General features: G+C 46.5%; 10 protein-coding genes and 1 pseudogene. 2 read left to right on the top strand and 9 right to left on the bottom strand.

Annotation, left to right across the window (positions count from 1 at the left end):
• Positions 1-100 precede the first annotated feature (100 nt).
• Genes BGK46_RS14680 through BGK46_RS17925 form a run of 5 tightly spaced genes read right to left on the bottom strand, consistent with a single transcriptional unit; the run spans position 101 to position 6,135 of the window.
• The gene (locus BGK46_RS14680; RefSeq protein WP_069590483.1) at positions 101-1,660 is read right to left on the bottom strand and encodes a hypothetical protein; all 1,560 of its coding nucleotides are present in this window, start codon (positions 1,658-1,660) and stop codon (positions 101-103) included.
• 8 nt (positions 1,661-1,668) lie between these two features.
• Positions 1,669-2,316: a YqfQ family protein gene (locus tag BGK46_RS17930; RefSeq protein ID WP_254659698.1), complete on the bottom strand. Its 648-nt coding sequence runs from the start codon at positions 2,314-2,316 to the stop codon at positions 1,669-1,671.
• 11 nt (positions 2,317-2,327) lie between these two features.
• Complete coding sequence (locus BGK46_RS14670) at positions 2,328-5,096, bottom strand: hypothetical protein (protein ID WP_069590481.1); 2,769 nt, start codon at positions 5,094-5,096, stop codon at positions 2,328-2,330.
• 60 nt (positions 5,097-5,156) lie between these two features.
• Positions 5,157-5,810 (bottom strand): helix-turn-helix transcriptional regulator, encoded by a 654-nt coding sequence (locus tag BGK46_RS14665; RefSeq protein ID WP_254659697.1) that lies wholly within the window; start codon positions 5,808-5,810, stop codon positions 5,157-5,159.
• A 31-nt stretch (positions 5,811-5,841) separates the two neighbouring features.
• Complete coding sequence (locus tag BGK46_RS17925; RefSeq protein ID WP_254659696.1) at positions 5,842-6,135, bottom strand: hypothetical protein; 294 nt, start codon at positions 6,133-6,135, stop codon at positions 5,842-5,844.
• Between the two features lie 224 nt (positions 6,136-6,359).
• Here BGK46_RS17925 and BGK46_RS14660 point away from each other — a divergent pair, with 224 nt between their 5' ends.
• Positions 6,360-6,995 carry a GGDEF domain-containing protein gene (locus BGK46_RS14660; protein ID WP_069590479.1) on the top strand — a complete coding sequence of 212 codons (636 nt, stop codon included), beginning with the start codon at positions 6,360-6,362 and terminating at the stop codon, positions 6,993-6,995.
• A 216-nt stretch (positions 6,996-7,211) separates the two neighbouring features.
• Positions 7,212-8,816, top strand: a complete 1,605-nt coding sequence (locus BGK46_RS14655) for an ABC-F family ATPase (RefSeq protein ID WP_077640106.1) — start codon at positions 7,212-7,214, stop codon at positions 8,814-8,816.
• Between the two features lie 74 nt (positions 8,817-8,890).
• Here BGK46_RS14655 and BGK46_RS14650 read toward each other — a convergent pair whose 3' ends face one another.
• The 4 genes and pseudogenes from BGK46_RS14650 to BGK46_RS17510 all read right to left on the bottom strand — a co-directional run.
• Positions 8,891-9,469 carry a DUF1566 domain-containing protein gene (locus BGK46_RS14650; protein ID WP_069590476.1) on the bottom strand — a complete coding sequence of 193 codons (579 nt, stop codon included), beginning with the start codon at positions 9,467-9,469 and terminating at the stop codon, positions 8,891-8,893.
• Complete coding sequence (locus BGK46_RS14645) at positions 9,469-10,932, bottom strand: DUF1566 domain-containing protein (protein ID WP_168174032.1); 1,464 nt, start codon at positions 10,930-10,932, stop codon at positions 9,469-9,471. The genes BGK46_RS14650 and BGK46_RS14645 overlap by 1 nt, the downstream gene beginning before the upstream one ends.
• Before the next feature lie 46 nt (positions 10,933-10,978).
• A complete protein-coding gene (locus BGK46_RS14640) occupies positions 10,979-13,252 on the bottom strand; it encodes a proprotein convertase P-domain-containing protein (RefSeq protein WP_069590472.1) in 2,274 nt (757 codons plus the stop codon).
• A 9-nt stretch (positions 13,253-13,261) separates the two neighbouring features.
• Positions 13,262-13,477, bottom strand: a pseudogene (locus BGK46_RS17510) (TonB-dependent hemoglobin/transferrin/lactoferrin family receptor); the annotation flags it as partial.
• Positions 13,478-13,485: the final 8 nt, after the last annotated feature.

The following is a 13,485-nucleotide window of genomic DNA, read 5'->3' as shown; positions in this document are numbered from 1 at the left end:
TTGGCGAAGCATTGGCCAACGTGAAAGCAATAAACAAAGTCATAAGACTTGGTATGCCTGTTAGTTACCGAGTTGATTGATGGGGGCAACCCCATTGGGATCAGTGCGTTAGGTGAATGATTTGATCAACAACGCCTGTTTTTCCGCTACCTGTTACCCCCGCGATAAAGATATGTTTATCTAACTCATTTTTATCTAAATGAACATCAACACTTTGAATTAAGCCACTTTTAATCAAATTACCAAGATAAAGCTGGTTAGGTTCCTCAATCGCTTTCGCTATATTCAAACCAAACTCAACTTCTTCTTTTAGGGTTAACCCAACGACTTCCTTTTGCGGTAGGCCTGCCACCACACTTAACTCGTTAGTTGAAAGCCAATTGCAATCGTAACTGTTTAGTGGATTTTTAGCATGTAACAGATTTAACTGCCTATAAGTTTCGAGGTTTTCTCTTTTATTATTTTTATTTAACATCGGCAGTTGTAAGTTTCTAAACGCATTAACCTCTTTTTGATTTGTCACACGTGTCACTGTCAGCGGTGACTTATTTGCTTCTTCGCCAGAAAATATTGACCGAGCTGTGTTCCCTAATTTAATCGCACTAGCCTTGTTTTTGGCCAGCATATAGATATTCGACAAATAAAGCCCTTTATTTTTACCAACTTGCACGCGATGTAATAGCACATCATCAATGTAATTAAGCCATTCTTGAATGGCTTTATCGGTAAACTCTCGAGACTCACTCGATGAAGTGCCTTTTTGTTCCGATGTATTACTACCTATATTTCTAGCTACAGATGTAGAAGTCGTTGTGCCTTTATTTTTAGCTTCTGAACCACTTTTATATTTATCATGATCATTTGTGGTATAGCTATTGGAGGACTGCTTTTCTCCACCGGTTGTTGATGTTCCTTCTGTTATAGAGTGAGTCTTTCCTGTATTTTGCGTAATAGTAATTCCATCATTTTTTCCGGTTGATGTTGTCTCCGAACTTCCCTCTGTTTCACCGATTGTCCTTGCCTCAGTCTTTCCATGTTGAACTGTTTTTTTCGCCAGGGGTAACAGCTTGTTATAAATCGTATAAAGCTCTGACTCAATTGTATTAATTTCTAATAATGACAAGGGATCGGCTAATACTGCAAAGCAGAACTCGTCCCCAGACATGATATCAACAAGTCGGTCTACACCTTGAAACTCCTCATTATCCTCATGCACACTGGGAACCCCTTGTAGTCGATACATATGAGGAAAACTTCCCAATGCATCTTTCACTGCTGATCGTTTGTTTTTATCCAGTTTTTCTACAACACTGCCTCTAAAGTTACCTTCGATGGAAGGCTTGAGTATTTTTTCACCAATATCATCTACATCCAAGACAGTATCTCCTTGATACTTTTTGTTTTTAGCAATACCAAAATAAAAATAAACACTGTCTTTGGTACCCAGCAATAGATAGGTAAAAACAATACCTTGAACCGTTAATGCATTCAGTACATTTTCGAACGCTTCTTTTCGTGGTGAGTCTTCATCAAATGTCACTTCTTTGATGTGATAGAGGGAGAACTCATGCTCAAGAATATGGATGGGCTTTTCAAGCCCGAACTGTGCTTGTGTAATACCTGCATGTTCTTCAAGCAGCTCAATCAGTGACTTTTTCATTGTTGATCCTATCGTAAATTCATGACCGCATTTTCAGCTTGTGTCGTGTCCATGTCGGGATTGGCGATCTGGTGTGCTCTTACTAATACATCACTGTGTTGATGCGCTTCTTGTAGACTTAATTTATCCGCCAAGTATTTCTCAAGATGAGCAGGTTCTAATTCAGTTTGCGCATAAGCCGTCATGATTGCCAATGTCAATTTTGGTTCTACATCTAGTCTACTTATAGTATTCAACAATGGCAGTGATATTTTTGACATCTGCATGTCTATATTTTCTGCAATGGCTTTAATGGCAATCGTTGTTCCAACAACATCGCGAACGGCAGTATCAACTGACGATGTATTCAAGCCATGATCTTCAACCTGAACATCATGTTTAAGATAGTCAATATAATCATTGATTTTATCGAAATCTTCAGGTTTTTTATCTGCGGCCAGTGCTTTTTCACCCAGGTTACTGACACTATCACTGGGGTTAAATACCCCAGTGGCGACATTGATTGCTTCGACAGTACTCATTACTTTCGGTAAATTTTCTCCCACGGTTTTAATCACCATAGGTCCGTATTTAGCAACCATAGGCCCGACCGTTGCCGCGACTTTTGCTATTGCACTCACGATTGATGGGATCAGCGTAGGTAATAGAGCAATCATCGTCGTTCTCCTTAAAGTTCGATACGGTTGATTTCATTGAGGTATATGTCATTGTGAATATCGTCCTCGTTCGCAATGACGTACTCAATGGCAGTGGGCGAGACAACACGAATGAACACCAAGGCGTCATCGTCCGTCGTGTCTAGCTTTATCACTTTCTTTTTGATACTCGTATCAGAAATCGCCACTTGGCCGGTACTGGTACTGGGTTGATCTGTATAAAAAATCTCAAAAGTTTGGTAATCCGCGAAAGTAAAGTCAATCCATTGATTAAAGCTAACGTCGCGTTCGATAATAGGCTTAAATTTTTTCTTTCTATTCTCGCCAAGGTAATATTTAAAGCGAATATCATCGTCATTCACATTGTGATCAATCACTTTAATTCGGCCACCTTCACGCGATTCGATCAACCCAAAAGCCACCCCGGTTTTACCGGTTGGCTTCTCAAGATCCTGGCTATCAACGCCCAGTGGCTGAAAAAGCTCAAACCGGCTTTCACCTTCAGCTAGCCCCATTTCTTGATGTTGCAACGCAATATGTTTATCAAAAAGTGCCCTTACGAAGCTCGATTGACTCGCATTACCGGCCAAGAATATCTTCACATTAGAAATATCCGATAGCATATGTTGACGGTTACTAAATGCTAGCCGCAGTGCATCGAAAAAGTTTTCGACACCGCGCTCGATACGGCTTGATAAAATGGCGTTTAATTCTTGTTCATCGATTTGCAATCCAAAAGCAGAGTGCTGTACACCATTGACATCTGTGAGTGTCACTTGCAATTCGCCTGATGCATCAAACGAAAAGTCGTCATGCTCTTCCCAGTAAGGCCGCAAGGCAATGCACAGCTGTTTAGTATTTGTACGTGCCTCTTGCGAACGGCTTAACAGTTGCTCACTGCCCGCAAACGCATCTCGTTCTGGATGTTTCTCAAATTGAATCCCCTGCTCTAATAAGCTATTTTTGTTTTTCTTAAACACTTCAAAGGCAAGGAGTTCGAGTAAATTCTCGCCGCCTAAAAACTTATCACCGCCGGCGCCAAAGTGCTCAATCACATAGTCAAAGCGACGCCGATCTTTCTTATCTGTTGGCTCACGATAAATGCCAAAGTCAAAATCTGTTGTACCGCCACCAAAATCGAACACGCTATAAAAAACGCGTTCATCGCCTTCTGGCTCGATATGGTAAGCTTGTAATGCCGTCAGTGCATAAGCTGCTGGCTCACTTGCACCTTTCTTTACCGATATGCTATCGATTGTCTCCTTACCCAGTTCGGCCGGCAGCGATTTTTTAAGTCCATTTCTAAAGCTATGGATAATTTTGTCGCGAATGGCCACTTCATAAGTGACAGGAAAAGACAAAATGTAGTCCATAAAAATACCGTTATTCAGGTTATTGATATATAACCCTAAGTAATAGGCATAAATTTCAATGGGGTTAAAGTCACCATCGCTAAGAGATAAAAACGGCGGTAGATCAATGATCTTGCCATGCTGGCCGACAACCTTTAAGTTTCGGTTTTTATCCCCAGCCCATTGCTTTAACGCATCAAGAAAGGTATTAAACTTGCTGGATTCACTGCCTTGTAACGAATTTTGCGCAGTGTGAGAAATCGTCAGATCACACCAACGCGTATCGGGCTTGTTCTCTTTTTGATGGTAAGCGGTTAAAAAAGCGTTGAGATTAACAAACTCCATAATGGTTGGGTTTTCATAGTGATGCGCTGCAATATCTTTGCTGAGATCCCCGGTACCAATCCGCATCGGATGAATGTTAACGTTATCTTTTTGATACGCCACAACTGTGCTTTTGGTACCAAAATCAATCGCTACGACCCCTTCATTAATGCTGCTTTTAGGATCACGCGCGACTAGCTTTTTAGGTAATGGTACTGCCTCCATTTCACTGGTATCGAGCTCATCTTGCCATAAACTCCAATGCCCCAAATCAGTATCTTCGATGATTTTTTGATGATAAGGGCTAAGATCGGCTCTAATTTTTTCTTCAAAGAGTAGCGGAGTTGTAATCTTTTCATTAACTGCTCGAGCAAGACTATCGAGCGCATCCATCTTGTAAGATGGATAGACATCATCGTTGTTGTAATGAAAGATTTTAATCAAAGCTTTTAATGCCACATCATCTTTATACTGATTAAGGATAAAGCCGTTTTCAATTAAGGTAATAAATAGTGAACGCGCTGATACATCGCTTTTCTCGTAAGCTAGAAAGGGGACTATTTTACCCGCACTCCCCTCGCTTAATCGGTCATCATCAGTATCGAAAGCTTGGCATTTATCCATATTGCCATAAAGACAAATATCCCCAGTAACTCGAGGTCGACCTTTAAGTACCTTAAAGGGCGCATGACTCAAGCGAGTTAGACATAACAACTCTTCTTTATTCGGTATCGACCATTCATTTAATGGGTCATTGATTTTCTTTTTTATTTCTTCTTCTACGAAAATTAACTCAGTCCCATAGTCAATACGATCTAAATCGTCGAGCTCAGAGGTCAGCATCCAAAAACCTTTCGCCTTCTTATCAAAGAAGATATCACGATCAAGGCACACCCATCGTTCGGCGGTAAGTAAACTTTCTACCTTGGAGAAGCCGGTATAAAGTAAAGAGGCAATGGAGTTGGTTGCTTTTCGATTACTTAAGAAACAATCAATAGCGTCGATTAAGAGTGCATCATAGTTCTCTTGTTGATTATCACTAATATTTAATTTCGTGGCCAGTGTTTTAGGTAGTTTCCATTCCGATACTAATTTTGTATTCATCGTTTCCTCGATTCTGTTAATACTGAGAAATGTCTTCTCCGATAAAATTCAATGCAAGGCTTATTCTTTACAGACAGCGATCGTGTCTTTCATCGCGACGCCCCACACCAACTCCCCAAATCCATCAAGCCAGTGGGTGAGTTGTTGCGAGCGGATGACCGTGGCGGTAACTTGATAATGATCATCGTGCTCGGTCATGGTTTGATCGGAAGAGAGTGGCGTTTCTTGTAAATAGTGGCCGGCGCTTTTTTTAATGTTAAAGGTCAGTAAGCAGCGCTCTCCTTCTCCAAAACCAAACCGGCCGTCGTCATCGTATTTTTTTAGATCAAAATCTGATGGGGGCGTAAATGGGAATTTAGACACATTGGCACGGTTAATGCGGTGAACGGCAATGCTGCGTTCGTTGTCGTAGCCTTCGAACCGACATACTAAATATAAGCGTGGGCCTTGTTGCGCGAGGCCAAGTGGATAAACCCGTTGGCCGGTTTTTTGTTGCTGTTTGGCATTGTAGTAATCGAGGGTTAGCGGATAGTCGTTGTAGAGTGCATCGGTAACATTTTTAAAAACCTCGTCACTCATCTTGGGAGGGAGTAACGGCTGGGTTTCACTGACCACTCGCACTTTCTTGGTCCAGGCGCGCGCTTTTTCGGCATCACCCGTAGGGTTTAATTCATAGCGCGCCGCCGCAAACATGGCACTGAGTGATTCAGTCACATTAGCCGGCAGCAAGTTAGTGAGGTAGTTTTCAGCCAGCTGACAGTAACAATGCCTCTTGCGTAGACAACTTGCCGTTGCTTAGCTCTGGGGCATGATCCAATAACCGATATCCATAAGGTTTGCTGGTATCATCACACTCGGCAAACCCTTCCTCGCAAAGCATCTCTAAGTTACGTTGAATGGTGCGGATGTTGCGTTCTATCCCATCGCCTGCCACGGCTTTTTGTAGATCGGCTGCGGTTTGTTTTGTTCGATGAGAAAGGCGGCGCAATAGCAAATACGTGAGCCTCAGCGAATCACTTTTAGGCGGACGGGTTGTCATAGATGTTTCGATGTCTAATGATATTTTCACTATTATTTACCTGCCTACTTTCACAAACAAGTCGCGATCGCGGTTCCATTTCATAACTGAGCTTACCATCACAAAAAGGCAAAATGCGTCGCATATAAAACAATCAGTTAAACCGATTCAATCAGACACATTCTGTCGCACCATACCGATAATGTGGCGTCATACCTTGCTAGGGTACGTAAAGGAAAATAGTCATGAATGATGTACTAGAACAAGTCAAAACGCTGATAAATGATGACACTAAAACCATTAAACAACTGCGTTATCAGGTGGGCCAGTGTGAACAATTGATTGCCGCGTTAGAAACCGAAAACCAGCGCTTGGTCGATCAGTTGGGGCATTTGGTACAAAAGCTCAATACCGATGACATGACAGGCCTTGCCAATCGGTATCATCTCGAAGCCTGCTTCAATACACTGCTAAGTGAACCACAATGCCACCAGTTAGCACTTGTATTTATCGATATGAATAAGTTGAAGACGGTAAATGATCGTTACGGCCACTTAGTTGGCGACCAGGCGATTTGTCACCTTGCTACACTGCTCGCCAACAATACGCACGAGGGAATCGCGGCGCGCTTTGGCGGTGATGAGTTTGTGGTGTTATTACCCAACACCACGTACGCGGCTGCGACAGATTGGACCCAATCACTGGTGATGCAACTGGCTCATTCGCCACTCCTGATTGACCAACGCCCACATTATTTAAGCTTTAGCTTTGGTGTGAGCGATATGCGCACTGATAGTGCTCCTCAGTTAACCAGCAGTAAAACCGCACTGGATCAGTTAATTCGTCAAGCCGATACACGTATGCTCAGTCGCAAGGTCTAACACCATATACGTACCTAAGTAAAAGCTATGACATCACAAGGTGGTAACCATCAGCGCCTTGTGATTCTTCACCATTAATCTGTTAATCCCATCACATTTCTGTACAATGCGCGCTCAGTCTTATTTATCTTTACACCCTCCTCGCTTGGCCGTGCATCTCCCGTTTTGAGTATGATGATACGTGCCCTCGTTGAGCATATTCGCTAGGAAACTCTTTTGATTTCAATCGCCAATATCACCATGCAGTTTGGTGCTGAACCGCTATTCGAAAATATCTCTGCCAAATTTGGTAACGGAAACCGCTACGGGTTAATCGGTGCCAATGGCTGTGGCAAATCGACCCTGATGAAAATCATGAGCGGCGCCCTCACCCCAAGTGCAGGGAATGTTTCTATCACACCAGGACAGACGTTAGGCGAGCTGAGCCAAGACCAATTTGCCTACGAACAGTATTCAGTGATTGATACGGTGATGATGGGTGACCGCAAGCTTTGGGAGATCAAGCAAGAGCGCGAGCGTATTTATTCTCTGCCAGAAATGAGCGAAGAAGACGGCATGGCCGTGGCTGAGCTAGAAAGTCAGTTTGCAGAAATGGACGGTTACACCGCGGAAAGCCGCGCGGGCGATATTCTTTTGCAAGCCGGCATTGCCGAAGAGCTGCACTTTGGCCTGATGGCGCAAGTGGCGCCGGGGTGGAAGTTGCGCGTGCTGCTTGCTCAAGCCCTGTTTGCCAATCCTGATATCTTGCTGTTGGACGAACCGACCAACAACTTGGATATTCACACCATTAACTGGTTGGCGGGTGAGCTGCAACAGCGCCAGTGCACCATGATTATTATCTCGCACGACCGCCACTTCTTGAACGCCGTATGTACCCACATGGCGGATATTGACTACGGTGAACTGCGTGTGTACCCGGGTAACTATGATGACTTTGTTGCGGCATCTAGCTTGGCACGCGAGCAATTGCTATCAAGTAACGCCAAAAAAGAAGCCGAGTTGAGTGAGCTGCAAGACTTTGTGAATCGCTTTGGTGCTAATGCCTCTAAAGCCAAGCAAGCCAGTTCACGCGCCAAACGCATGGAAAAGATCCAGCTTGATGAAGTCAAAGCATCAAGCCGTGTGCACCCTTACATCCAATTTACCGAAAGCAAAAAGCTCCATCGCCAAGCGGTTGAATTGAAAGAGCTGGGTCATGGCTTTGAAGATGGCCTGTTATTCGATAACGGTCACCTACTGCTTGAAGCTGGCTCACGACTGGCTGTGATTGGTGAAAACGGGGTGGGAAAATCAACCCTACTGCGCTGTCTTGTGGGTGAATTGAGCCACCAGAAAGGCACCATTAAGTGGTCTGAAAATGCCGCGATTGGCTACTGCCCGCAAGATAACAGCGCGGAGTTTGACAACGATCTGACCCTGTTTGAGTGGATGTCGCAGTGGCGTACGGCCAAGCATGATGACTTGATCGTGCGTGGAATTTTAGGGCGTTTGTTGTTTTCAGCGGATGACGTGAATAAAAAAGCGAAAAGCTGCTCTGGTGGTGAGAAAAACCGTCTGATGTTCGGCAAGCTGATGATGCAAGATATTAATGTGATTGTAATGGACGAGCCAACCAACCACATGGATATGGAAGCGATTGAAGCGCTCAACAAAGGGCTAGAGCAATTCCCCGGTACTTTGATTTTTGTCAGCCATGATCGCGAATTCGTCTCCTCGCTCGCCACTGACATTATTGAGATTAAAGACCAACAATTGTCGCACTTTAACGGCAGTTACGATGAGTACCTCGCCCACTTAGAAAAAGTACGTGCGGTGGCTTGATCACGTCGGTTATCGATCACCAATAACGACTCACTCGCCCCAGCCACAGTCGATGTCGCTGGGGCGATTTTTTGTTACTGGTCTGTCACTAGCAGTACACTGCCCTCAAGCTGCGTCGGCCCGTAAGCAAAGATCTCCGCGTTGCGCACGTCAAACATCAAAATCGTATTATCCGCTTGCACATGGCTATTGCTCCAAACGTAAGCGCGCACATCACCACTGCCATAGCCTTCTTCTGACGTAGAGTATGGGAATCCGGCGGCAAATGCCTTTGGATTAAGCGCGGGTTTCATGCAAGCATGTTCAGCCAAGGACGCTAGCTCTTTAATATTGGGCATGCGCCATTGCGTGTGACCGGCAAATTGATGCAGCGGATGCGCTTGGATTTGATTGATCGCCTGCACTTCATTAAGTGCGGCTTGCCAATACATTCCGGTGCCCTCGCCACGACACGCCTGTTGTTCGGCTTGCCAGGTTTTACCCAGTGGGCAACGCATCCACGTTAATCCGGTAAAGGTGTCCGTTACCGTGCCATTATCATCAAAGCTATACCGGACATTCGGTGCCGTTTTGGTTAAATCAATCGAGCATTCTTGGCCCGCCCATGCGGTTGCAGATGCGAAGATACTGGCGGCAATGATCAGCTTGTTCATTATTTTTCTCCTTGGGCGACAAGACGAATAGGCAGTTGCCATGAGGTGTAGTCAGACTCGACCTGATCGCTATAGATCTCGAGCGATACCGTCGTGCCACGATCACTGCCTCGTGTTTGCGGCAGCTGAATATAGCGCGCACCCGGCGTCGCAAATGCGGTATATTCGGTTAAGAAAGAGGTGGAAGACCACAGCAAACCGGCATCGTATTCACTGGCAGAGGATTGATGAGGGAAATACTCAGTATCGAGCCCATAAACACGCCCATCGCTATCGGTTTGTGTCTCGCCGAAATCAATCAGGCTATACAGTTCAATAAAAGTGGGTAAGCGCCATTGATCGATGCCACAGACCTGTTGCTGATTTAGGTACGCTTGGTATTGGGCCGTGGTGCAAATACCCTCAGCGTCTTTGCAGCCTGTCGCCTCAATGTCTTTGTCAAACGGTTCGAACTGCCCGGGCACTTGATAGGCAAAAAGGCGATCCACATATCGCGGGGATTGAGGATCCGTGTGTTTGCTCTCCCATACCAGTCCGCTGCGATTATCTTGCACACAATCCCACGTGGTGGCGCTATCGGGCAAAGGCTGACCCTTGTCATCCAGTTTGGTGAAGCTAAACCCACCTTCCGTTGCATCAAAACCATAGTCAGCATCTTGACCGGGGTAATCGACAGGCGCGGTGGCAACATTCCCGCTGTCGGAATAATAGCTAACAATGCCGGTATCGTTTACAGGACGCATTTGAGTCCGTTCATCCAATTCAACCAAAATCGCGTTCAGCTCAGCATCGCTCGGGGCACCTTTAAGTAAAACATCCGAGTAACGCGCCAATTCACCGCTTAGTAGCGCTAGCATGCGATTCGCCCGCGTAGGCGTCATGCCCGATATCAGCGATAAAACGTTATTTTCAAGCTGTACAAAACGGTTATCGGCTCCGTTGGTAAGCAAGTCCGCTTGCGTCGTGACGCCCATCGCCTCGAATTGCTCACGTAAATGAGCGACAGCATCTTGATAGGCATCCCCTGCCGCCATGTTGCTAGCGACCAGTGTGCTGATCACATTGATCTCATTGCCGGTAGTCTTGCGCACGCCGGGAGCAACAAGGAATGCATTCGCTTGGCGAGGCGCGTCAGTCTGCGCTCCCATTCGTTGCGACGATAACGTGGTCACGCCGGTGTCGATTTGCGCGACAATCGGTGAGGACAAGATCGCTTTATCGGCGCTGGTGAGAGTAAACGCTCCCTGCTCCGCTTGTGTGGTGGGTTCGTTGGCGTTACAGGCAAAGTCACCATTTAAATCCGCACAAACGGTTTCATTACCGGTGGCATTGGTGGCGCTAATGGTACCAGAGACGCTGTAGGTCGGCGCGATCGCGTCGCTTGCACTCGTTTCTGATCCAGAACCATTACAGCCTGCCAGTAGCAATGCACTGGCGAGTAGAGAGTAGTTAAATTTCATCATATCTATCTTTTTAATAAGGGTGTTAAGGTGATTAAATAACGCGCTATCAGGACTCGCCCTTTCGTGCTCGCCAGCCGCCCCAAAGCAAGCCCACCAGCAGCAGTGGCCATGACAACGCGCCGCCTCCCGAGCTAGCGGTATCGAGCGCATCCTCGGTGCTAAGGTCGGTATCTTGGCAATCGAATCCCGTCACGCGTCCCACTTGCCATGCCACCAGCTCACCACTGCTGCCTTGGGCATAGTCTGTCACTTCAAGACGCCAACTCCCCGCTAGGGGTTCGCCATCAAAAACTTGTAAAAGATCGTCGTGCTGGCTGGTCCAATAGCGCACTAAGTCATTGCTCTGGCGGGCGGTATTGGCATGTAACGTCACCCGTGAGCCTGCGGGGGAGACAAGAACAACGCGTAAATCTGATGGGCTGGCATGGTTGATATGGACATACACGCCAAGATCGGCACGAATGGCATTCGCGTCATCATTAATAATGAAGTTAAAACTCTTGAACCCATTGTTTTGAGCGCCATTACTGGCTACCGATGCATCCGGCAAGGTCGCATTCAGGGTTTGGCGCGATTGGGTGAGTTGAGGCAAGCCTTTAATCACCGTCAAACTGTCTCGCCATTGATGGGTTTGCAACGTGTCATCAAATTGATAGTCAATTTGCGCATCAAGGGTCAGCGGCTGACCGCATTGCGCCGCAGGCGGTAGAGGGATAGAAAACGACTGAGCCTGATCGAGTGATTGATTAATGGACGTGGGCGCTCCACCCTCCACCTGAATATCACCACGCACTGAGGCTGTGCGCCCTTGTGGTGTTAAGCGTGTGTAGATCGCCGCCGTATCGGCAACATAACGCTGGCTCGTTTCAAAGCGAAACGGTGCTTTGAGCAAACCGTGTTTTTCAAAGTTCGCTTTCAACAAGGCTGCATAGTCGCGTGATGGATAATAAGTTTTAGCCACATAGAGCATGCTTTCTGCCAGATCGTGCATTTTCATGCCCCGGCCTAGCCCAAACATCGATTCCAGCACCAAGGTATCCATCTCTTTAAAAGCGGGTTCACCATACAGTGCGACGGCTTGCTTGAGGGTTTGGAACAAAGGCGTCGACCAAAGCTCATCCCCTAATTCACCACCAACGTTTTCGTGCGCGCGGTATTCACTGCTTTCAAAATAGCGCGCTTTTTGATTCCACAAACTGCGCGTGCCTTGCTTAAAACCGAAATAACCATCCCAGTTAAAGACGGTATCAATCTCGAAGTCATCACCTTGTTGATACAAGGTGCGATAGCTGGCAGAGCCCGCCCAATAGTCAGCAAATCCCTCACCCAAGGCGCCAGTGTGGCCATACGCCCAGTCGGGCAAAATATGGTAGTGAATACCGTGGGCCAGCTCATGGACCACGACATCGGCGTCAAGTGTATCGGGCGAGCCAGACGCCCCAAACATCACAGCGTTAGGACCCACATAGTAAGACGAGTTGTTCGAACTTAAGGCGTGAGCATCAAAACGTACCGGACCGTCAAATAATGAATACCCTAACGAGGACACATATTGCAGGGACTTATCCAAATGATAAAACGCCATCATTTGTGCAAAGTCTTGACTATCAAAAGGCAACGCTGTTAGCGAAGCATGGCTCGCAAACTGTGTGACACCGTCCGGATTTAAAAACGAGACACTGTCACTTTTCTGCCATAGTCCAGACTCAGGTTTTTTGTCTTCAAAGGCGATAGCATCAACGGCTTGGACTCTGGGATTACTCAGGTAGAGGGTGCCGCCCACATCCAATAAAGAGACATCACGCATAACAAAGCGTGGCGCGTGGGGATAATCCGCCAACGTTGTCCAGAGCGTCTCGGGGGCGGGCTGTTTGTCCATACTACGCAGATCCGGATCAACCACATTGACGGTGCGCGTCACTAGCTCTCCGTCTGATAGCGCTGGCGGCGCATCCGCGATCAGGCGACGCGGGATCTCAATAGCCGCCTCTTTCACTGCCTCACCCTGTCGGATCATGGTGTCGGTTAGGCTTTTATACACCCGAGTCACCAAACCGTGTTTGTCGGTATGTAACACCAACGTACGCTGCGGCTGATACTCGCCACTACGGTAAATATCAAAGTTATACTGACGACCAAGCAAACTGCTGGTTTGGTAGCGCAACGACAGCTCCCCCACTGACGGATAATGCGTGCGCAAATACTGCTGTGCTTGAGTGGCATCACTTGCTTGATAATTGCCCGCAGGGTAATCCCATTCCCCTGCCATGACATTGGCACTGGCAAGTACCAACGCCACAAGACTGATCGCTGATTTCATGGTTCTTCCTTAAAACGCATAACGTGCATTGAGGGTGAAGTAACGACCGGGCTCGGTCGAAAAACGGGTTTGTGACTCAGAAATACCGGCAACGTCTTGATAACGAATGTATTCGCGGTCTAACACGTTATAGACATTGAGATTGATAGAAGCATGAGACGAGAACTGATAGCCCAAACCAAGGTCAACGCTCGCCCAGCCAGACGTCTGAGCAGGCGTTGTTTCCTAAATCA

It is taken from the genome of Salinivibrio sp. SS2 (assembly GCF_001722075.1).
GTDB lineage: Bacteria > Pseudomonadota > Gammaproteobacteria > Enterobacterales > Vibrionaceae > Salinivibrio > Salinivibrio proteolyticus.
The sequence above is the reverse complement of the archived record's forward strand: the minus strand, read 5'-3'. Positions and strand labels throughout refer to the sequence as shown.

Bases quoted from the DNA above. Each gene is read 5' to 3' on its own strand.
- BGK46_RS14680 (WP_069590483.1), bottom strand. From the start codon at position 1,660: ATGAAAAAGTCACTGATTGAGCTGCTTGAAGAACATGCAGGTATTACA.
- BGK46_RS14645 (WP_168174032.1), bottom strand. From the start codon at position 10,932: ATGATGAAATTTAACTACTCTCTACTCGCCAGTGCATTGCTACTGGCA.
- BGK46_RS14640 (WP_069590472.1), bottom strand. From the start codon at position 13,252: ATGAAATCAGCGATCAGTCTTGTGGCGTTGGTACTTGCCAGTGCCAAT.
- BGK46_RS17925 (WP_254659696.1), bottom strand. From the start codon at position 6,135: ATGACAACCCGTCCGCCTAAAAGTGATTCGCTGAGGCTCACGTATTTG.
- BGK46_RS17930 (WP_254659698.1), bottom strand. From the start codon at position 2,316: ATGATTGCTCTATTACCTACGCTGATCCCATCAATCGTGAGTGCAATA.
- BGK46_RS14660 (WP_069590479.1), top strand. From the start codon at position 6,360: ATGAATGATGTACTAGAACAAGTCAAAACGCTGATAAATGATGACACT.
- BGK46_RS14650 (WP_069590476.1), bottom strand. From the start codon at position 9,469: ATGAACAAGCTGATCATTGCCGCCAGTATCTTCGCATCTGCAACCGCA.
- BGK46_RS14670 (WP_069590481.1), bottom strand. From the start codon at position 5,096: ATGAATACAAAATTAGTATCGGAATGGAAACTACCTAAAACACTGGCC.